Origin of the sequence: Arthrobacter sp. H35-D1 (assembly GCF_030063185.1) — a bacterium.
In the GTDB taxonomy this organism is placed as follows: domain Bacteria; phylum Actinomycetota; class Actinomycetes; order Actinomycetales; family Micrococcaceae; genus Specibacter.
The window spans coordinates 39,942-59,283 of the sequence record NZ_JASISP010000009.1 but is presented as its reverse complement, the minus strand read 5'-3'; the positions used below and the strand labels follow the sequence as shown (position 1 = coordinate 59,283).

Sequence of the window (19,342 nt, the reverse complement as noted above, 5' to 3'; positions counted from 1 at the left end):
GACTATTTCCTGAGCGACTATTTGCTGCGCGCGGCTTCCCGGCTGCGCCAGTAGTCTTCAATCTCCTCCAGCGACTTGCCCGAGGTTTCCGGGACGCGGCGCAGCACGTAGACGAAGGCCAGCATTGACAGCACGGCAAACAACAGGAAGACCAGGGAGCCGAAGCGCTCAATCGCAGAGGGGAAGGCTTGGGCGAACACCGCGTTGAAGAGGTACTGGGTGAACGTGATGACTCCCATCCCGATGGCGCGCATCCGCAGTGGCAGTGCTTCCGGCACGTAGAGCCAGAACACCGGACCCAACCCAAACCCGAAGGAGAAGGTGTAGAGGAACACGGCAGTGACGGTGAGGTATCCGGACTCCGGAAACATCCATAGTCCCAGCATGGACAGGGCCTGCCCGGCCATGCTGATGGCCAGCATTTTAACCCGGCCCAATTTGTCGATCAACGGCAACGACGCCGCGGTGGAGACCACCAGCGCGATACCTACACCGTAGTTGGCCACCACGCCCGGATTCGCGCCTAACGAGGGGACATCGGCAAAAATGATGGGAGCGTAGTAGACGACGGCATTGATGCCGGTAAAAACCTGAAAGAACGTGAGTACGAAGAGGACGGACATGGCCGGACGGGCCGATTTGAACAGCGCCGAGATCCCGGCATCCTGGTGCTTGAAGGTATCCTCGATTGCTTGTGCTTCGGCCTCGGCGATCTCCTCCGTTGCACGCAACTTCCGCAGCACCTTCACGGCTTCATCGCGCCTGCCGCGCATGATCAGCCAGCGCGGGCTCGGCGGGCTGAGCAGCATGCCGACAAAGAAGATGACGGCAGGAATGACGCCGGCGCCGAGGATCAAGTTCCAGTTTCCCGACGCTTGCAGTGCATCGCCGACGATGTACGCGCACAGGATGCCGACATTGACGGACAGCTGGTAAAGGGCCGTCAGCAGGCCCCGAATCCGGGTTGGTGCCAGCTCGGCGAGGTAAATGAGGCCGAACATGTTGGCAATGCCAACGGCCAGGCCCAGAAAGAACCGGGAGAACATCAAAACGGTGATTCCGGGGGCCACGGCACATGCCAACGAACCAACGATAAAAATGGCAGCGGCCACCAACAGCAGGTGCCGACGGTCGTAACGCTTGGCTGCCAAGGTGGAGCCGATGATGGCCGGCAGCGCCCCCCAGAGCAGGAGTGAGGTGATCAGGCCCTGGGTTCGGGCATCAATGCCAAAGTCGTTGATGAGCAAGGGCAATGCCCCGGAGATTGCTCCGGAGTCATAGCCGTAGAGAAGGCCGGAAAACCCTGCCAGAACTGCGATGAGGATGACCACTTTGGGAATGGCTTCGGTGCTGTGGTCACGATGGTGCGTGGCGCCTGGGGCTTCTGGCTTCATTGCTTCCAATTCTGTGGCAGTTCATGGTGCGCGTCTTGCCCGGCAAGATACTTCGGTGCGGCAAGCAGGGTCCGTGGTGTGCAAGCAGGCCTGCTTTCACGTTGCTCCCGTGAAACTCGCAGCTGAACACTCCGGTGCTGGCGACTTCGATGAACAACTGCGTCTCCCACAGCCTCTTGCCCGGCAGCCGGAATATGCGGATTGAAACAGTCTAGACATCGGATGTATTAAGTGGCAAATGCCACATTGATTCAATAGGTCTGTACTTCAGCTCACATACATCTGATGTTATCTCCAGCTGATGAAGCACCAGCCGTACTGGTGGGAAGGGGCGGGACAACAATGCGGCCCTCGAAATAGACTTGGCCTGTGACTTTCGTAGAAGCCGAGGGGCTGACCAAGATCTACACACCCAAGGGTTCTTCTCCCGTGCGTGCCCTCGACGGGCTGGACCTTGCAGTGCCGCAGGGCACGGTGACGGCGCTGCTTGGCCCCAATGGAGCGGGAAAGACCACAGCGGTGAAAGTGCTCACCACCTTGATTACGCCGAACACCGGCCGTGCTGTCATTGGCGGGATCGATGTGCTCAAGCATCCTGAGCGCATCCGTCCCATCATCGGAGTGTCCGGGCAGTATGCGGCGGTTGATGAGAACCTGACCGGATTCGAGAATCTGGACATGGTGGGGCGGCTCTACCATTTGGGCGCGAAGGCCTCGCGCCAGCGTGCACACGAGTTGATTGAGCTATTTGAGCTGACCGACGCGATGAACCGGCCTGTCAAGGGCTTTTCAGGCGGCATGCGGCGGCGAATAGACCTTGCCGGTGCCTTGGTCACCCGGCCCCAAGTGTTGTTCCTGGACGAGCCGACCACCGGACTGGACCCGCGCAGCAGGCTCGGAATGTGGGATGTGATCACCAGCCTTGTCGGGGAGGGCACCACCGTGCTGCTCACCACCCAGTATCTGGAGGAAGCGGATCGGCTCGCCGACAGTATTTCCGTCATCGACGGCGGGCAGGTGATTGCCCGCGGCACCGCAGACCAGCTGAAGGCGTCCATCGGAGGGCAGCAGATAGAGCTGAACTTGGAGTCCGGCGAGGACAGCGCCGTCGTGGTGGAGCTGTTGGAGCGCATTGGCAATGCTGCGCCGAGCGTGTCAGCCGACGGGCGCGAGCTGAGGGTCGGTGCCCATGATGCGCCCGCTGCCTTGCAGGCGGTTCTCGCTGAACTGGGGTCGCGCGGCATACCGCTTTACGACGCCGGCATGCGGCGGCCCACGCTTGACGACGTGTTCCTGCGTCTCACCGGCCATGCCGTCGACGCAGAGAACACGAGTCAACGGACCAGCGACCAAGAGAACACGGCCGAAGTAAACACGGCTGAACTGAACACCCACGAACGGAAAACGGGGGCATGATGGCCATCTCGAAACGATCCATGCCTTCGCCGTCGTCCCCGCCGTCGTCCCCGCCGTCGTCCCCGCCGTCGGGCGCTTCGCCTGTTGCGCACTGGTTTTCGGATGGTTGGATCACCACCCGCCGCAACTTGATCAAGATCAAGCGGGTCCCGGACATCCTGGTGTTCACCACGCTGCAGCCCATCATGTTCGTGCTGCTGTTCACCTATATTTACGCCGGCGTCATCAACATTCCCGGCAGCAGCTACAAGGAGTTCATCATGGCGGGCATTTTCGCCCAAACTGTGGTGTTCGGTTCCACATTTTCCGGTTCGGCGATGGCGCAGGATCTCAGGGACGGCATTATCGACAGGTTCCGCACCCTGCCGATGAGCTCCTCGGCGGTGCTGGTGGGGCGCACCAACGGCGATCTGTTCATCAACGCCATTTCCATGGCGGTGATGATGACCACCGGTCTGATTGTTGGCTGGCGGGTGCGCTCAAGCTTCATCGAGGGTGCTGCCGCGGTGGCGCTGCTGCTGTTGTTTGCCTACTCGTTTTCCTGGGTGATGGCCTATCTGGGGATGTTGGTGCGCAGCCCCGAGGTGATCAACAATGTCTCGTTCCTGGTGCTTTTTCCGCTCACGTTCATCTCAAACGCGTTTGTGCCTGCGGACACGCTGCCCACGCCCTTGCGGGTATTCGCCGAATACAACCCCGTGTCGGCGCTTGTTCAGGCAGTGCGGGAACTGTTCGGAAACGTGCCTCCCGGTGCGGCCGTGCCGGATGTCTGGAGCCAGCAGCATCCGATCCCCACGGTGCTGATCGGGATCACGCTGGTGCTGCTGATCTTCATCCCGCTCGCCATCCGCCGGTTCAAAAAGATCAGCTTGCGCTGACGTCCCTTCCCGCTGCCCCTGTCATCTGCGCCACGGCGTCGGGACCGTGGGCCGGAAACCGGCCGCCAATAGCGGGAATGCCCCGTTCTCGCGGCCGCATGAGCCGCGTGCCCTGACTTCGGGCGTCGTCCGGCTGGCGTGGCCCCCGGATCGGTGGTTTCCCTGGGCTTCGGAGTTCGTTGAGGCAGCCGATGCGGGTGAAAGCGCGCCCCGGTTCATGCAGCAGCTGATGCTGGTGCAGACGGCGGTGGGCATTCGATTATGCAGCTGATGCGGGTGCAGGGCCGGCGCAGTCGCATCACCTGCCAAAGGGATTCGGTGATCTCGGCTTGACCCGCGCCAGCTGCAGAACTGATGCACATGCCGGGGCCCTCTGCTGCATATCCGGCAGACCGGGCATATCGGGCCCACGTTCCTCGGAAAACTACACGGGTTGCTGGGTGCCCTTGGTCCCGAGCCAGAACGCGATGCTGACAAAGGCAACCAGCGTGGCCATGAGAAACGCAGGGCCGTAGGAGAACGCGTCCACCAGGAAACCCGCTGCGATGGGCCCGATGATGGTGCCAAAGTCGGAGCTCATTTGGAATGTTGCCAGGACCTTGCCGCCGGAGCGTTCATTGCCGATGACGTCGGCCACGGTGGCCTGCTGCGCCGGCCCCATCAGTCCGCTGCCAATGCCGGCAACGGCGGAGATGGCGAAGAACCAGAATTCATTGCCGGTGAAGCCCAAGGCACCCATGGCGATGCCGTTGACGGCCAACCCCGCCACGATCATGGGCTTGCGGCCCCAAGCGTCGGCGAGCTTGCCGGAAAAGGTGAGGGCCACTCCGGTGCCGATGGCGAAGACGGCCAAGGAAACGCCCGCCACTTCGGGGCCGGCGCCCAGCGCTGCGGTGGCGAAGAGCGGGACAAGGGCCATGCGGATACCGATGGCCGACCAACCGTTGGCGAATCCGGAGGTGAGCACGGCTCGGTAGGCCGGCATGGCCAGGGCAGCGCGCAGCGGCAGCACTTCCGGTTTCTTGGCAGCGGCGTTTCGCAGACGGGCCGGCACGGCCTTGACAACCGGAAGCATGGTGGCCACCAGAATCGCCACGAGCAGCAGGGCGCCGGCGTACACCAGGAAAGGCAGTTGCAGGCCGAGCCCGGCCAGCAAGCCGCCTGCCGCCGGGCCGGCAATATTGCCCAGCAGGAAGGAACCGGCATACAGGCTGGAGATGCGGCCGCGGGCCTGCGGGGGAGCGAGCCTGATGAGCAGTCCCATGGCGGCCACGGTGAACATGGTGGAGCCAATGCCGCCCAGCCCGCGGAAGAGCAGCAGCTGCCAGTAGTTCTGCGCAAAGGCGCAGGCAGCCGAGGACGCCGCCACGATCAGGATCCCCAGGATGTAGGTGCGCCGTTCCCCCATCCGTTCCACGAGCCAGCCGCTCAGCGGGGCGAAAATGAGCCGGGTGAAGGCAAAAACACTCACGACGACGGCTGCTGCGGTCACGCTGACATCGAAGCTTCGGGCAAATTGCGGCAGCACCGGGGCCACAATGCCAAAGCCAATGGCGATGAGAAAGGCTGCGGCGACAAGTACCTTGATTTCCCTGCCCAGTGCGGGTACCGGTGCTTGCACCGTCTTCTGGGGTCGTGGGGCGTTCGTTGACATCGCTTATGAGTTTGCCACAGCACGGCACAAAGCGGTGCGCCGGATCCCCCGTGAGAGACTGGGGGAGTGAATGACATTCTCCCCATCATCCTGACCATTGTTATTGGGCTCGCCGTTGTTGCCGGCCTTCTGGTTCCCGTTTTGCTCAAGGTTCGTCGGAGTAAACAGGACTACGAAGGCCCGCGCGACGCCAACGACCCGGACCCGCTGGATTCCGCTGGCACCGCCGCCTCGAGCGGCACTTTGGTGCAGGAGCGTCCCGAACCCCAGGCGCCGCCGTCGGACCTTGACACAGCAGTTGCCGAACCGGTTGCCCCGGCGGCCCCGGCGCTGGAAACCCCGCTCCCGGTCGAGGGGCGGCTGGTCCGATTGCGGGCGCGGCTGGCGAAGTCCAACAACGCCCTGGGCAAGGGGCTGCTGGCGCTGCTGGCCCGCGACACCATCGACGAAAACGTGTGGGACGAGGTCGAGGAGACGCTGCTGCTGGCGGACATCGGCACCGATTCCACCATGGAACTTGTTGACACGCTGCGCGACCGCGTGAAGGTTCTGGGCGTGCGCAGCCCGGAGCACGTCCAGGCGATGCTGCGCGAAGAGCTCATCAAGCTGATTGACCCGGCCATGGACCGCACCTTGAACATCGATCGCCACGACGGTCGGCCCGCCATCCTCATGGTGGTTGGCGTCAACGGCGTGGGCAAGACCACCACCGTGGGCAAGCTGGCGCGTGTGTTCGTTGCCGAGGACAAGGACGTGCTGCTGGGTGCGGCCGACACTTTCCGTGCCGCAGCTGCCGAGCAGTTGGCCACCTGGGGTGCGCGGGTGGGTGTTCCCACGGTGAAGTCCGACGTCGACGGGGCGGACCCTGCCTCTGTCGCCTTTGAGGCCGTGAAGGCAGGCATCGAGCAGGAAGTGGACGTGGTCATGATTGACACGGCCGGCCGCCTGCAAAACAAGGTGGGCCTGATGGACGAGCTGGGCAAGGTCAAGCGCGTCATTGAAAAGCAGGCAACTGTGGACGAGGTGCTGCTGGTGCTGGATGCCACCACAGGACAGAACGGACTGACGCAGGCGAAGGTTTTCGCCGAAGTCGTCAACATTTCCGGCATTGTGCTGACCAAGCTGGACGGCACCGCCAAGGGCGGCATCGTGGTGGCGATTCAGAAGACGCTCGGCGTCCCGGTCAAGCTGATTGGCTTGGGCGAAGGCGCCGACGACCTGGCTCCGTTTGACGCTGAAAGCTTTGTCGACGCGCTCCTGGATTAATAACTCAAACCAAGTTGTTCATGGTTGCACGCACGGCGCCGGAGTTTCTGTCCGTGCATTGCACAACAAGATAAAGTGCCCGCTCCGGCGGGCACTTTTGTTTAACCCTGAAAAGAACCGGATTCAGCCGACGATGGGGCGCGGCCCTTGCCTCAGTGGCGGACCAACGCACCCAAGACTGGCCTTTTGGACGAGCTGGATGGGCGGAATTTAGTCATTTGATGGCTCGCCCCGCGATATTATGAGGGCAGCAATATGCGCTGATTTCCGGGGTGAATCCCATCAAGACAAACACTGTTCGAAAGCGGACAGAGTGTCGTTTTGTGCAGCGTCCCGGAGGATGCCCGCGTCGCTGTTTGGAGTTCCCTGGACAGCATTTGAGGATCTTATGGGGAAGTACTTGGTGTTGGCTCAATGAGTCTTGTGTTTGCGGAAAAGACTGAAACCATGCGGATGGCAGTCGCAGGATGTGATTCCAATACCCGCCGCGGTGTGGAACAACTCCTGAACGGTGCCGATTTCATCGAAGTTGTCGCCTCGGTGGCTGATGCCTGCGAGGCACAGTCCTTGATTGAGAACGAATCCGTTGATTTGCTGCTGGTGCTGGCTGCCGGCATGCCGGCGGCAGATTTGGACCAAGAGTGCAGACGGATCGGCAAAATGGCCGTACCGCCCAAGATAGTCGTCATGGGCGAGTTGGACTTTATTCAGACAGAGGCGCTGGTCTTTGCCGGTGTCAGCGCCTTCTTGAAGAACGGGTTGGTCGGCGAAGACCTCCCGGCTGCCTTGCGCTTGATCCATCGCGGCGGGTCGCTGCTTTTGAGCGATGCCGCACGGGACACGCTTTTGGCACGCGGTGGCAGCAGTTTTAGCAGCAAGAACCGGAGCAAAATCGACACCCTCAATACGCGCGAACGCACTGTGGCCCAAGGCATCGCCGAGGGCAGGACCAATGGTCAGTTGGCAGGTTCAATGCACCTGAGCGAGGCAACTGTGAAGCTGCTGGTTTCCAACGTCATGAACAAGTTGGGGGTCTCCAACAGAGTGCAGATTGCGGTGCTTGTGACGAAGGCCCTAGCAGCCTGAGAATTCCACCGGCAGGTGTGGACATGGAGGGGGCGGGCGTGTGCAACACGCCTGAAACCCGGCCGTAGCGCAAATTTAACTCTGGAACGGCGGATGTAACATGCCGGAAATCCAAGGCGCCCCGCGATGAAACACGCCGACACCAGCATTGTAAGAGTCCACATTGCACAGCCCCGACAAGGTGGCAGGCAATAACTTTTGCAATGAAAGGCCGCGCAATGAATTCTGGCGATACGGCATGGGTCCTCGTTTCGGCAGCCTTGGTGCTGCTGATGACACCCGGACTGGCATTTTTTTACGGTGGCATGACCCGGGCCAAGGGCGTGCTGAACATGATGATGATGAGCTTTGGCGCGATCGCCGTTGTGGGCGTCATCTGGATTCTCTTTGGCTACTCTGCCGCGTTTGGCACAGACCTTGGCGGTGGGTTGCTGGGCAATCCCCTTGAGAAGTTCGGCCTGCAGGGCGTTCTTGACACCGGGGAAGGCGTGCCGCTGCTGGGCTCCATCCCTGAAATCGCCTTCGTCGGATTCCAGGCAGTCTTTGCCATCATCACGGTGGCCCTGATCACCGGCGCCATTGCCGACAGGGCAAAATTCGGTGCGTGGCTGCTCTTCGCCACCATTTGGGTGAGCGTGGTGTACCTGCCCGTGGCGCACTGGGTCTTCTCCTTTGCCAAGGACGACGCCGGGAACCCCACCGGCGGCTGGATTGGCCAAGGGCTCGGGGTCATTGACTTTGCCGGCGGTACGGCGGTGCACATCAACGCAGGTGCGGCAGCGCTTGCCTTGGCCCTGATCCTGGGCAAGCGCAAGGGCTTCGGCAAGGATCCAAGCCACCGCCCGCACAACCTCCCCTTCGTCATGCTCGGAGCCGGCTTGTTGTGGTTTGGGTGGTTTGGCTTCAACGCCGGTTCTGCACTGGGCGCCAACGCCGTCGCCGGCTACGTCTGGATCAACACCCTTGCCGCCCCCTGTGCCGCCATTCTTGGCTGGCTGCTGGTGGAGAAGCTTCGCGACGGCCATGCCACCTCCTTGGGGGCTGCCTCCGGCGCGGTTGCCGGGCTCGTCGCCATCACACCAGCGTGCTCGGCCCTGACCCCCCTGTGGGCCATGGTGCTGGGGCTCCTGGCCGGGGCTGTCTGCGCATTGGCCGTGGGACTCAAGTACCGCCTGGGCATCGACGACTCCCTTGACGTGGTCGGGGTGCATCTGGTGGGAGGCATCGTGGGGACATTGTTTATTGGCCTTGCCGCCAATCCAGGGTCGCCGGCCGCTGGCCAAGGACTCTTCTACGGTGGCGGTCTGGAGCTCCTCGGCAAGCAGTCCATCGGTGCGTTTGCCGTCTTCGGATACTCTTTCACACTGGCCTACTCCATTGGTTGGCTCATCAACAAGACCATCGGCTTCCGCATCTCCACAGCCCACGAGGCGGCCGGCATCGACGTGTCGATCCACGCCGAGTCCGCCTACGACCTGGGTGGCCGCAGCTCTGGAAGTTTCCACCCGCTGACGGAAAAGCTCCCGTCGGCATCAACGGGCCGTGAACCACGCACTACGGAAACAAGCAGTGCAGAAACAACCAGTGCAGACGCAAAGGTGAACGCATGAAACTCATCACGGCAATCATTCGGCCGGAACAACTCGACGATGTCCGCACGGCCTTGGAGGGCTTCGGCGTCCAGGGGCTGACGGTCAGCAGCGCCCACGGCTATGGCAGGCAGCGCGGCCATACGGAAATTTATCGTGGTGCGGAGTACACAGTTGACCTCCATGCCAAGATCCGCATCGAAGTTCTCGCCTCCGATGAACAGGCACTGGACCTCATGGATATCATCGTCGCCAGCTCCAACACCGGAACCGCCGGCGACGGGAAGGCCTGGATGATTGAAGTGTTGGAGGCTGTCCGCGTCCGGACCGGTGAACGCGGGGTCGCGGCCATCTAGATGTTGTCCACGGGCACATGCCCACACGTCCACTCACCCGCACATCCGCACATCCACTCACCCGCAGGTCCACATGTCCGACGCCGGCACCCGGGGGCGGAAGCAATCTCTCCCGGGTGGTCTGCCGTCCTTTCAAACCATGTGAAAAGTGGAGCATTGCGGATCCGTCAATTCCGCCACACGGCGGACCACACCCGAACTTGTGCACAAGTTCGTCCAGAGGACTACCGGCGGGATGAAGGGCCGGGCACGCTGGATGCCATGACCAGCTCCCCGAGCAAAAGCACAAAGCAGTTGGTGGCCACCATCGATGCCCTGGGCAAGGTGGCGCGGCAAAAGGACCTGTTGCGGTACGGATTCACGCCATGGAATCTGAAACAGGCGCTGGCCGCCGGAACAGTTGCGTGTATTTCCCGCGGGTACTACGCCCTCCCGGACGCGGATGCCTTGGATGTTGAACTTGCCCGGCACCAAGCACGAAGAACGTGCTTCACAAAGGCTGCGCAGCTGGGACTTTGGGTTCTCACCCCGATGCCACAGCCCCATGTGGCTGCCGCGCACGGCCGCCCCATCCCCGGTTGCGTGGTGCACCGGGTCAGCGGCGGGCAGACCCTGATGGACATTCTGCGCCAGTGTGTTAAGTGTGGGAGCGACGTGGAAGCCCTGGCCGTGCTGGAATCGGCAGTGGTACTCAAGAAATGCACGTTTCACGAACTGCGCGAGGCCTTTTCGGGCCGGGAGGACACGGCGGGCCGGGCGATCGTGGCGATGATCGACCCCCAGTCCCAGTCAATTGCGGAAACTGTGGCCCGGTATTACCTGCTGCAGGCCGGCTACAACGTGCAGTGCCAGGTTGCCATCAAGGGCGTGGGGCACCTTGATTTGCTAGTGGAAGGAATCCTGGGTGTGGAAACAGATGGCCAGCAGCATCACAACACCCCCGCGGGGTGGGCCGAGGACTTGCGACGGGACAATCTGCTGGTGATTGAAGGGATATGGAAGCTGCGGATCCCGGCCGCAGTGGTCCTCTACCACCCGAGCACCATGCTCCGCTGGGTCAAGGACGCACTGGCCCAGATCGCGGCCGGGTAGTCATGCGTTTATGCGCCCGTTCCGTACTGGAATTTTGCGCATGCTCAAAGTCCCGCATAGTTGTGCGCAGGACTAACCCGTGAACCCTGCGCATGTTCAAAGTTCCGCATGGTTATGCGCAGGACTCACATTTGAATCCTGCGCCAGTGACGAAGTGGCGCAACATTTGACCCCCAATCCAGCGCATGGCTGAAGTCGCAGATGGTTATGCGCTGAATGGGCGGCCGGTTCAACGCATATTCATGGAACAAGCCGGAGGAACGAGGCGGAGTTAGTGGAACGAGCCGGAGGAACGGGGCGGAGCGGGGAGACAGCCGCTCAGTCGCACGGCGAAAAGTGTTCGTCAGTCGTTGCTGGTGGTCCAATCCGCCGGGCCGTCGGAGCCGGACGCATACTCTTCCATGGGGACAGTGCCCGCCTTCCACGCGGCAAAGGCCGGTTCCACTATCCGCCAGCATTCCTCGGCCGTGTCGCCCCGGACCGACAGCAACGGGTCTGCGCGGAGGATGCCTTCGAGCACTTCGCCGTATGGCAGGAGCGGGTCGCTGCCCAGCTCGGCTTGGAGATTGACACGGTCAAGGGTGAACACGTCGCCGGGTCCGTTGACATCAAGGTCCAGAACCAGCGTGTCCGGGCCGAATCCAATGTGCAGGCGGGTGGGGGAGTCTGCGCCCTTGAAGCCGACGGGCAGGTGCGGCACTGGTTTGAAGGTCACCACGGCTTCCTTGCGAGAGCGGCCCAGCGCCTTGCCGGAGCGCAAGATGAACGGCACCCCTGCCCAACGCCAATTGCTGACATACACTTCAACCTCGGCCAATGTCTCGGTGTCATTGGCCGGATCAACGCCGGGCTCGTCGAGGTAGTTCGGGACCTTGCGCTCCCCGATGGTCCCTGCCGTGTAGCGGGCGCGACGGCTATGGTCGGCCAGATCGCTGCCGTTGAGGCCAATCGAACTGGCACGCAGCACGGTGGCAATGTTGGTGCGGACGTCCTGTTCCCCCAAGGTTGCCGGCGGTTCCATGGCCATGATGGCCATAATCTGCAACAGGTGGCTTTGAATCATGTCCCGTCCGGCCCCTGCATGGTCGTAGTACCGGGCCCGGTCCTCCAGTGTCAGTGGCTCATCAAAAATGATCTCCACTTTTTCAATGTGCGCCCCGCTCCAGGAGTGCTCCAGCAGCCTGTTGGCAAAGCGCAGCCCCATGATGTTGAGGACCGTCGATTTGCCAAGGAAATGGTCCACCCGGTGAATATGGTCTTCGGGGACCAACTGGGCCAGGGTGGCATTGAGCGCGCGCGCCGTTTCCGTGCTTGAGCCAAACGGCTTTTCCATGACCAGGCGGGTGCCTTCCGGCAGGTCATCCGGGGACAGCGCCTCGCATGCCTTTTGGCTGATGGCCGGCGGCAGGGCGAAGTACAGGGCCACGGGCCCCGGAATGTCCTTGAGGAATTTTCCCAGCACGCCCTTGGCCGTGACATCGAGCTGGTGATAGCTGCTGCCGGTCCGGAGCTCGTTCAAGTCCTTGATTCCCGTATCCGTCGACAAGCCTCCGGGTTCCAGGGCGTCGGAAAAACTGTCCTGGAGCCGGTCCTGCCACTGCGTCTGCGACCAGTCGTCGTTGCCGGCGCCGACCAGCGAAAGCCCCGGTGCCCTGCCGGAAGCAATCAAACGGCCGACCCCGGGCAACAGGAGACGTCCGGTGAGATCACCGGAAGCCCCCAAAATCACCAATGTCTTCACCCGCTTGCTTGAGTCCGACTCCAGGGCCGGGGACGCGACGTCGTGGATGGAAGGGGAAGCATGGGGTGCTGCTGTGGGAGTGGTCACGATCCCAGCATCGCACGGTGTCTGGCGCATTGGGTGGCAATGACACCCGGATCCGGCCGACTTTTGCACGCACCATGGCGCGGCAGTTGATACCCTTGATAGTTGAGTCCCTCAGGAAAGGGAGTGGGACGGAGCCTCAGGCCCCATCCCGCCGGTCTCATCCTGACTAATGTAAATTGCCATGCGCCATGCACGGCCAGGCCAAGTGGTCCGGCCGTACGGGCGTTGGTTAATCCCAGACGAAAGAAGTGCGCGCCGCGTGTTCAACTCCCTATCTGATCGGTTGACAGCAACCTTCAAGAACCTTCGTGGCAAGGGCCGGCTGAGCGAGGCCGACGTCGATGCCACAGTGCGTGAGATCCGTCGCGCCCTCTTGGACGCCGACGTCGCAGTGCCCGTGGTGCGCGCGTTCACCTCCAAGGTCCGTGAACGCGCGCTTGGCTCCGAGGTCAACGAGGCGCTGAATCCTGCCCAGCAGATCGTCAAGATTGTCAATGAGGAACTCGTTGCCATCCTGGGCGGGGAAACCCGCCGCATCAACTTGGCGAAGAATCCGCCCACTGTCATCATGCTGGCTGGTCTGCAGGGTGCGGGCAAGACCACCCTCGCTGGAAAGTTGTCCAAGTGGCTCAAGGGCCAGGGCCACAGCCCGTTGCTGGTGGCCGCCGACCTGCAGCGACCCAACGCCGTCAAGCAGCTTCAGGTCAACGGTGAGCGCGCAGGCGTCCCCGTTTTTGCCCCGCACCCCGGGGTCAGTAGCGAATTTGAAAGCGCCACCGGTGATCCCGTCGCCGTGGCCATGGCCGGTCTGGCCGAAGCCAAGTCCAAGCTGTACGACGTGGTCATTGTGGACACCGCCGGCCGCCTCGGCATCGATGCGGAGTTGATGAAGCAGGCTGCCGACATCCGCGCCGCCGTCAACCCCGACGAAGTCCTGTTCGTCATCGACGCCATGATCGGCCAGGACGCCGTCAACACGGCCCAGGCGTTCAACGAGGGCGTCAACTTCACCGGTGTGGTCCTGACCAAGCTCGACGGCGATGCCCGCGGTGGTGCCGCACTCTCCGTCGCGTCTGTCACCGGCAAGCCCGTGATGTTCGCCTCCACGGGCGAGTCTTTGGACGACTTTGAGCTCTTCCACCCCGACCGCATGGCCAGCCGCATCCTGGACATGGGCGATGTGCTCACGCTCATCGAGCAGGCCGAAAAGAACTGGGACAAGGGCGAAGCCGAGCGGATGGCGCAGAAGTTCGCCGACCAGGAAGACTTCACCCTCGACGATTTCCTCGCCCAGATGCAGCAGATCCGCAAAATGGGCTCCATGAAGAAGATGCTCATGATGATGCCCGGTGCAGCCAACATGCGCCAGCAGCTGGAGAACTTCGACGAGCGCGAAATTGACCGCGTCGAGGCCATTGTCCGCTCCATGACCAAGCATGAGCGGCTGGCGCCGAAGATCATCAACGGCTCGCGCCGCGCCCGCATCGCCAAGGGCTCGGGCGTCCACGTCTCCGAGGTCAACGGCCTGCTGGAACGCTTTGGCCAGGCCCAGAAGATGATGAAGAAGATGGCCCAGGGCGGGGGCATCCCCGGCATGCCGGGGATGTCGGGCCCCGGCGGGTTCAGCGGTGCCCGCAAGGGCAAACAGGGTGCCAAGAAGAAAGCCAAGTCCGGAAATCCAGCCAAGGCCGCCGCAGAATTGAAGGCTGCGCAGGAAAAGGCCAACGCCCCGAAGCAGCTGCCCACGGGTGCTGCATTTGGTGCCGGCGCAGAGGACTTTGACCCCTCGAGCCTGAACCTGCCCAAGGGCTTTGACAAGTTCCTCGGAAAGTAACCTTGTCCATCAGCTTTATTCGAGACGGACGCAGTGCAGCCAGGCCGGAATCCAACCGACTTGGCGGTAGTGCGTCTGTTTCTGCGTTGCGGGTCCGGCACCGGAGGTCCGCGTCGCGGGATCGGCCTGGGTGCGGCCACTTGCCGTGGCGTCCGGTAACCTGCAGCAATGAGTAAAACGCGGATTGTGTTCGTTCACGGCATGGACGGGTATGGCGCAGCAGCGTGGCCGGCCCAGCACTTCCTGGCCGGGAACTACGACTGTCTCTTTATCAAGCGGACCGGATTCAACGCCGTCGAGCCTCCCGCGGCGACCGATTTTGGCAAAGATGCGCGCCTGGTGATCGATGAGCTCGGAGACGGTGGGCACGTCGTTGCCCACGCCCAAGGCGCCATTGCTGCGATGATGGCGGCCGTGCAGCGTCCGGATCTTGTGCGCTCCTTGGTCCTGTTGGAGCCGCTGCTGCTTTCGCTGACGGCGGAGCTGCCCGCCACTGCCGCATATTCGGTGCAGCTGGGTGAGTTGTTTGCCCATGCCAAGGAGCTTTCAGACAACGAGTTCCTTTCCGAGTTCAACACGCTGATGGCCATTGCCGCCACGCCCGGCACCGAGACCGTCAGGCGGCTGGCAGCTCGTGCCCGGCTGCAATTGCCCTCCACACAGGCGCCGCTGCACATCGTGCCCGGCGTGCCCACCACTGTCATCACCGGCGGCTGGGAACCGCTCTATGAAGAAGTGGCCCAGTATCTGGGTACGACCGGGGCCCGGCACATCATCCAGCGCAGCGGGCACCGGCCCCAGGACACTGCTGGCGGTGCGGCACTGATTGAAGAAATTCTCCGGGCCGCGGACGCACGCACTGCGTAGTTGAAGCGCCGGACCGGGCTGGCAGCTCGTGCTCCCATGTAGGTGTTGTGCGGAACTGTGTGGCGCTGCGTGCCCTGTCAATGTCAGTGCCTGGGGCTAGTCTTTTCCCATGATTGAAATTCGCCCGGCAGCCCTGCGTGAATTTGCGCTCCTGCCTTTCATTGAGGCGGAGGCCGACGCCGCCTTTGCAGGGCTGGATCCGGCCATCGAGACCGCCAGCTTTCCGGCTCCCGGAACTGCGGGGGAATTTGCCGAGGCGTTTCACATCATGGTCGCCGGAAGGCCGCCCGTGGGATTTGTGCGCCTGGAGATTGTTGACGGCCAAGCCCACGTTGCGCAATTGGCAGTTCATGCCGATCATGCGCGGAAGGGGATCGGGCGTGCACTGCTCGTGGCCGCCAAGGCGTGGGCGCAGGAGGCCGGCTTCCGTTCCATAACGCTGACAACTTTCAAGGACGTCCCGTTCAACGCACCCTTCTATGCCACCTGCGGTTTCACCGCGTTGGCGCCGGGGCAGTGGGGAGCGGGGCTCGCTGCCATCCGAAGGCAGGAACAGGAACTGGGCCTGGACGGTGCGGGGCCCAGAATCGCCATGGTGGCAACCCTTGGTGGGGAAGCTGCCTTGGGAGAGGACCATTTTCGCCGCCCGCGCCACGCTTAGTGGGAGGATCGTGCGTTGGTCCCGGAGGGTTGTCGAGGCCGGGGCCGTGATCCGCGGTGGCGATCCATGGAAGGCCCGGATTCGCGTTAGGGTTGATCACGTACAGTCCCCTTCCCAGGATGCGGGGCTGACCGGGAAGCTACCGGCCCGGAACACCCACTTGAAAGGCGCCTGCGTGGCCAATTACTCAGAGTTCTTCATCGCCGACCACCACCAGGCCGTTGCCCGGGCCAAGGCCCGCCAAAGTGGAAAGCCGCCAGCCATCGACGTGCCCGTGCTGCCCACGCCGGGCCTAGGCGACTTTGAGATTGAAGTGCTGGGTGAATTTGCCGTCAATAAAGTCCATGCAACGGGCGTCGCAGCCGAGTTGAGCCTTGTCGACATTGAACTGGACACCCTGTTTGCCGTGCCGGACGCGCTCCTTGAAGTGTTCGCCGAGCTGGAAGGGCTCGAGGACCAGGAAGAAGTCTCCGAGCTGGCCGCCGAATGGGCTGCAGCGGAGGAAATGGAATCCACCCCGGAAGTGACGGAGCCGTTGGTGCGCGCCCTGGCCGCAATGTCGGTCGCCGCGGTGAAGGCTGCCGAGGAGAACGCGAAAATGAGCCTGTTCTTCTACTCCGCGGAGTAGCACCGGGCTTTCACGCTCTCCGCCCAGTCGCCCCTCGAGTCTCCGCCCCGCCCCGAAGTGAAACTCGCACAAATCGAACGGGCAGTAGTTGTGGGTGTCGCGCTTAAACATTGCCGACTACTGCGCTTTCGAGCAGCGGATCCAGCGCATCACTCGGGCCCGGCGTGTCACAGGTACCGAGCATCGTGGATCATCTGGCATAATGGACAGGTACTCGATCCGCATGGCCCCTCTCTCCGTGTGATGATCCTGTCCTTAGAAGTCCGCAGATCGGCCCGCCCCACGGGAGCGTGAAACGGAGTTCGCCCCTTTTTCGAACCAGGAGTAACCACAAAAGTGGCCGTAAAGATTCGCCTTAAGCGCTTTGGTAAAATGCGCGCACCGTACTACCGCATCGTCGTCATGGACTCACACTCAAAGCGTGACGGCCGTGCCATCGAAGAGATCGGCAAGTACCACCCGACCGAGCAGCCTTCATTCATCGAGGTCAAGAGCGACCGCGCACAGTACTGGCTTGGAGTTGGCGCACAGCCGTCCGAGCCCGTGGCCAAGCTCCTGAAGATCACCGGTGACTGGCAGAAGTTCAAGGGCATCAAGGGCGCCGAAGGCACCTTGAAGACCAAGGCCCCCAAGGAAGCATTCGTTGCTCCCGAGGCCAAGAACATCGTTGTCAAGGAAGCCATCACCAAGAAGGCCAAGAAGGCCGACTCGGACGAGGCTGCCGAGAGCACCGAGGCCGAGTAACTTGTTGGCTGAAGCGCTGGAGCACCTGGTTCGCGGGATTGTTGACACTCCCGAGGACGTAAAGGTGAGCGTCAAGAACAACCGCCGCGGGGAATCCCTCGAGGTGCGCGTTCATCAAGACGATCTGGGTCGGGTTATTGGCCGACAGGGCCGCACCGCCCGTGCCTTGCGCACGGTGGTTGCCGCACTGGCCGACGGCGAACCGGTGCGTGTTGACGTTGTCGACACCGACCGCCGCCACTAACCTGCGCAGATTGTTGCCCGGCCCCGGCCGAGCGAGTCGTTTTCAGCAGTAAAGCCAAACGTTTGGCCCCGGCACCATAATGGTGGCGGGGCCAATTTTTTCCGCATTTTCTTTCAGCTTTCTTTTAGCAAGCACTTTTTAGCAAGCACTTAGGAGTACCCATGCAGGTTCAGGTCGCCAGGATCGGCAAACCCCACGGCATTCGCGGGGAAGTGACGGTGCTGGTCCTCACCGACGCCCCCGACTCCCGCTTCGCCGTCGGCACGCAGTTCGTCGTGGAACCGGCCACGCTCGGCACCCTGACGGTCAAGAGCTCCCGCTGGAACAAAGACATCCTGCTGCTGGGCTTCGAAGGCACCAGCACCCGCAACGAGGCGGAGCTGCTGCGCGGGGCCACCATGTTCTTCGAGTCCGAAGACGACGAGGACGACGACGCCTGGTACGAACACGAACTGCTGAACCTTGAGGTTCGGGTCGGCAGCGAGAAGGTGGGCAAGGTGACCGGCCTGCGCACCCAGGCCGTGCAGGACCTGCTCATCGTGGAAGACAACGAAGGCGATGAAGTCCTGGTTCCATTCGTGGACGAGATTGTCCCGGAAGTGAAAATCGAGGAGGGCTATGTGCTGTTGACCCCGCCGGCAGGTTTGTTCACGGTGAACAAGGACGCCGCCGAAAACGACGAAGCCGGCGAAGCGGCAGACCTGTCAGGCGCGGAAGGCAGCAGCACTGAAGGCAGCAACTCGGAGGGCAGCAACTCGAAGGACAGCGGCGAGTAATGCGCTTTGACGTAGTCAGCATTTTCCCGGAGTACCTGGCGCCGCTGGACCTGAGCCTGATTGGCAAGGCCCGCACCGAAGGTTTGCTGGAGCTTGCCGTGCACGACCTGCGCACGTATACCCAGGACAGGCACCGGACGGTGGATGACACCCCCTACGGCGGCGGCGCCGGCATGGTCATGAAACCCGAACCGTGGGCGCAGGCGCTCGGCGACATCGCCGAAGCGTCTCCCTTGGCCGAAGGCAGCAAGCCAACATTGATCGTGCCGTCGCCGGCAGGGGAAGTGTTCAACCAGAAACTGGCCTACGAGCTCGCCGAGGAGGACCACCTGGTCTTTGCCTGCGGACGCTACGAAGGCATTGACGAGCGCGTGCTGGAATGGGCGCAGGACGCCTACACCGTCCGTCCCGTGAGCTTGGGCGACTATGTCCTCAACGGCGGCGAAGTGGCCGTCCTGGCCATGGTTGAAGCTATTGGCCGCCTGGTCCCCGGTGTGGTGGGCAACCCCGAATCCCTCATTGAGGAATCCCACTCCGACGGCCTGCTCGAGTACCCCGTCTACACCAAACCCTCCAGCTGGCGCGGACGCGAGGTGCCCGAGGTGCTGCTCAGCGGCAACCACGGCAAGATCGCCAAGTTTCGCAAGGAACTGCAGCTGCGACGCACCGCGGACCGCCGGCCGGACCTGATCGACGCGCTGGACGTTGCAGCCTTCAGCAAAACGGACCGCAACGTGCTCTGGGAACTGGGCTACGCCGTCGTCGACGGCAAAGCCGTGCTCCGCCCCGAAAGCTAGCTGCGCGCCGAAAGCCAGGCCGTTCAGGATTAGGGTGTTCGGGGCCGCCAAGAGGCGCAATTAGTTGTTGGCGTCCGACGTATGGCAAAATGGGTGCATGTGCCGACTGGGCGCGTTCCTGCCACAGGGGGATCGCTCGTCAACAGGATGGCACACCGGTGAACCAGTCTTGGGTATCCGGTCCTCATCTTTCGTCTTTCATGACTGGCCCTGCGCCGTCCATGAAAGTCGT

At 62.4% G+C, this 19,342-nt stretch carries 18 protein-coding genes; 15 read left to right on the top strand and 3 right to left on the bottom strand.

What is annotated here, in order from left to right; genetic code table 11:
• Positions 1-17: 17 nt before the first annotated feature.
• Complete coding sequence (locus QMG25_RS11290) at positions 18-1,394, bottom strand: sugar porter family MFS transporter (RefSeq protein ID WP_283460282.1); 1,377 nt, start codon at positions 1,392-1,394, stop codon at positions 18-20.
• A gap of 369 nt (positions 1,395-1,763) precedes the next feature.
• Between QMG25_RS11290 and QMG25_RS11285 the strand changes: the two genes are divergently transcribed.
• Both QMG25_RS11285 and QMG25_RS11280 read left to right on the top strand, forming a co-directional pair.
• Positions 1,764-2,810 carry an ATP-binding cassette domain-containing protein gene (locus QMG25_RS11285; RefSeq protein ID WP_283460279.1) on the top strand — a complete coding sequence of 349 codons (1,047 nt, stop codon included), beginning with the start codon at positions 1,764-1,766 and terminating at the stop codon, positions 2,808-2,810.
• A gap of 20 nt (positions 2,811-2,830) precedes the next feature.
• Positions 2,831-3,688 carry an ABC transporter permease gene (locus QMG25_RS11280; protein ID WP_283460398.1) on the top strand — a complete coding sequence of 286 codons (858 nt, stop codon included), beginning with the start codon at positions 2,831-2,833 and terminating at the stop codon, positions 3,686-3,688.
• A gap of 424 nt (positions 3,689-4,112) precedes the next feature.
• Here the strand turns inward: QMG25_RS11280 and QMG25_RS11275 are convergent, their stop codons facing one another.
• Positions 4,113-5,342, bottom strand: a complete 1,230-nt coding sequence (locus tag QMG25_RS11275; protein ID WP_283460277.1) for an MFS transporter — start codon at positions 5,340-5,342, stop codon at positions 4,113-4,115.
• A 66-nt stretch (positions 5,343-5,408) separates the two neighbouring features.
• Between QMG25_RS11275 and ftsY the strand changes: the two genes are divergently transcribed.
• The 5 genes from ftsY to QMG25_RS11250 all read left to right on the top strand — a co-directional run bounded on the left by ftsY (position 5,409) and on the right by QMG25_RS11250 (position 10,731).
• Complete coding sequence (gene ftsY, locus QMG25_RS11270) at positions 5,409-6,608, top strand: signal recognition particle-docking protein FtsY (protein WP_283460276.1); 1,200 nt, start codon at positions 5,409-5,411, stop codon at positions 6,606-6,608.
• Between the two features lie 414 nt (positions 6,609-7,022).
• On the top strand, positions 7,023-7,694 hold the full coding sequence (locus QMG25_RS11265; RefSeq protein ID WP_283460274.1) for a response regulator transcription factor: 672 nt from the start codon (positions 7,023-7,025) through the stop codon (positions 7,692-7,694).
• Positions 7,695-7,912: 218 nt separating this feature from the next.
• Complete coding sequence (locus QMG25_RS11260) at positions 7,913-9,304, top strand: ammonium transporter (RefSeq protein ID WP_283460271.1); 1,392 nt, start codon at positions 7,913-7,915, stop codon at positions 9,302-9,304.
• Positions 9,301-9,639 (top strand): P-II family nitrogen regulator, encoded by a 339-nt coding sequence (locus tag QMG25_RS11255; RefSeq protein ID WP_283460269.1) that lies wholly within the window; start codon positions 9,301-9,303, stop codon positions 9,637-9,639. Before QMG25_RS11260 ends, QMG25_RS11255 begins: the two co-directional genes overlap by 4 nt.
• A gap of 261 nt (positions 9,640-9,900) precedes the next feature.
• Positions 9,901-10,731, top strand: a complete 831-nt coding sequence (locus QMG25_RS11250; protein ID WP_283460267.1) for a hypothetical protein — start codon at positions 9,901-9,903, stop codon at positions 10,729-10,731.
• Positions 10,732-11,074: 343 nt separating this feature from the next.
• Here QMG25_RS11250 and QMG25_RS11245 read toward each other — a convergent pair whose 3' ends face one another.
• Positions 11,075-12,520, bottom strand: a complete 1,446-nt coding sequence (locus tag QMG25_RS11245; RefSeq protein WP_502866390.1) for a glucose-6-phosphate dehydrogenase — start codon at positions 12,518-12,520, stop codon at positions 11,075-11,077.
• 298 nt (positions 12,521-12,818) lie between these two features.
• Between QMG25_RS11245 and ffh the strand changes: the two genes are divergently transcribed.
• From ffh to trmD, 8 genes are all read left to right on the top strand, one after another.
• The gene (gene ffh / locus QMG25_RS11240) at positions 12,819-14,393 is read left to right on the top strand and encodes a signal recognition particle protein (protein ID WP_283460265.1); all 1,575 of its coding nucleotides are present in this window, start codon (positions 12,819-12,821) and stop codon (positions 14,391-14,393) included.
• Between the two features lie 168 nt (positions 14,394-14,561).
• The gene (locus QMG25_RS11235) at positions 14,562-15,260 is read left to right on the top strand and encodes an alpha/beta fold hydrolase (RefSeq protein WP_283460263.1); all 699 of its coding nucleotides are present in this window, start codon (positions 14,562-14,564) and stop codon (positions 15,258-15,260) included.
• A gap of 109 nt (positions 15,261-15,369) precedes the next feature.
• The gene (locus QMG25_RS11230) at positions 15,370-15,921 is read left to right on the top strand and encodes a GNAT family N-acetyltransferase (RefSeq protein ID WP_283460260.1); all 552 of its coding nucleotides are present in this window, start codon (positions 15,370-15,372) and stop codon (positions 15,919-15,921) included.
• 175 nt (positions 15,922-16,096) lie between these two features.
• Positions 16,097-16,549 (top strand): hypothetical protein, encoded by a 453-nt coding sequence (locus QMG25_RS11225; RefSeq protein WP_283460258.1) that lies wholly within the window; start codon positions 16,097-16,099, stop codon positions 16,547-16,549.
• A gap of 336 nt (positions 16,550-16,885) precedes the next feature.
• Positions 16,886-17,293 (top strand): 30S ribosomal protein S16, encoded by a 408-nt coding sequence (rpsP, locus tag QMG25_RS11220; protein ID WP_283460255.1) that lies wholly within the window; start codon positions 16,886-16,888, stop codon positions 17,291-17,293.
• A gap of 1 nt (position 17,294) precedes the next feature.
• Positions 17,295-17,537, top strand: coding sequence for an RNA-binding protein (locus QMG25_RS11215; protein ID WP_283460253.1), 243 nt, complete (start codon positions 17,295-17,297; stop codon positions 17,535-17,537).
• 161 nt (positions 17,538-17,698) lie between these two features.
• Positions 17,699-18,313 carry a ribosome maturation factor RimM gene (gene rimM / locus QMG25_RS11210; protein ID WP_283460251.1) on the top strand — a complete coding sequence of 205 codons (615 nt, stop codon included), beginning with the start codon at positions 17,699-17,701 and terminating at the stop codon, positions 18,311-18,313.
• A complete protein-coding gene (gene trmD, locus QMG25_RS11205) occupies positions 18,313-19,110 on the top strand; it encodes a tRNA (guanosine(37)-N1)-methyltransferase TrmD (RefSeq protein ID WP_283460249.1) in 798 nt (265 codons plus the stop codon). Before rimM ends, trmD begins: the two co-directional genes overlap by 1 nt.
• Positions 19,111-19,342 lie beyond the last annotated feature (232 nt).

Bases quoted from the DNA above. Each gene is read 5' to 3' on its own strand.
- QMG25_RS11275 (WP_283460277.1), bottom strand. From the start codon at position 5,342: ATGTCAACGAACGCCCCACGACCCCAGAAGACGGTGCAAGCACCGGTA.
- QMG25_RS11250 (WP_283460267.1), top strand. From the start codon at position 9,901: ATGACCAGCTCCCCGAGCAAAAGCACAAAGCAGTTGGTGGCCACCATC.
- QMG25_RS11265 (WP_283460274.1), top strand. From the start codon at position 7,023: ATGAGTCTTGTGTTTGCGGAAAAGACTGAAACCATGCGGATGGCAGTC.
- rimM (WP_283460251.1), top strand. From the start codon at position 17,699: ATGCAGGTTCAGGTCGCCAGGATCGGCAAACCCCACGGCATTCGCGGG.
- trmD (WP_283460249.1), top strand. From the start codon at position 18,313: ATGCGCTTTGACGTAGTCAGCATTTTCCCGGAGTACCTGGCGCCGCTG.
- QMG25_RS11235 (WP_283460263.1), top strand. From the start codon at position 14,562: ATGAGTAAAACGCGGATTGTGTTCGTTCACGGCATGGACGGGTATGGC.
- QMG25_RS11260 (WP_283460271.1), top strand. From the start codon at position 7,913: ATGAATTCTGGCGATACGGCATGGGTCCTCGTTTCGGCAGCCTTGGTG.
- QMG25_RS11290 (WP_283460282.1), bottom strand. From the start codon at position 1,394: ATGAAGCCAGAAGCCCCAGGCGCCACGCACCATCGTGACCACAGCACC.
- QMG25_RS11255 (WP_283460269.1), top strand. From the start codon at position 9,301: ATGAAACTCATCACGGCAATCATTCGGCCGGAACAACTCGACGATGTC.
- QMG25_RS11280 (WP_283460398.1), top strand. From the start codon at position 2,831: ATGCCTTCGCCGTCGTCCCCGCCGTCGTCCCCGCCGTCGTCCCCGCCG.
- QMG25_RS11230 (WP_283460260.1), top strand. From the start codon at position 15,370: ATGATTGAAATTCGCCCGGCAGCCCTGCGTGAATTTGCGCTCCTGCCT.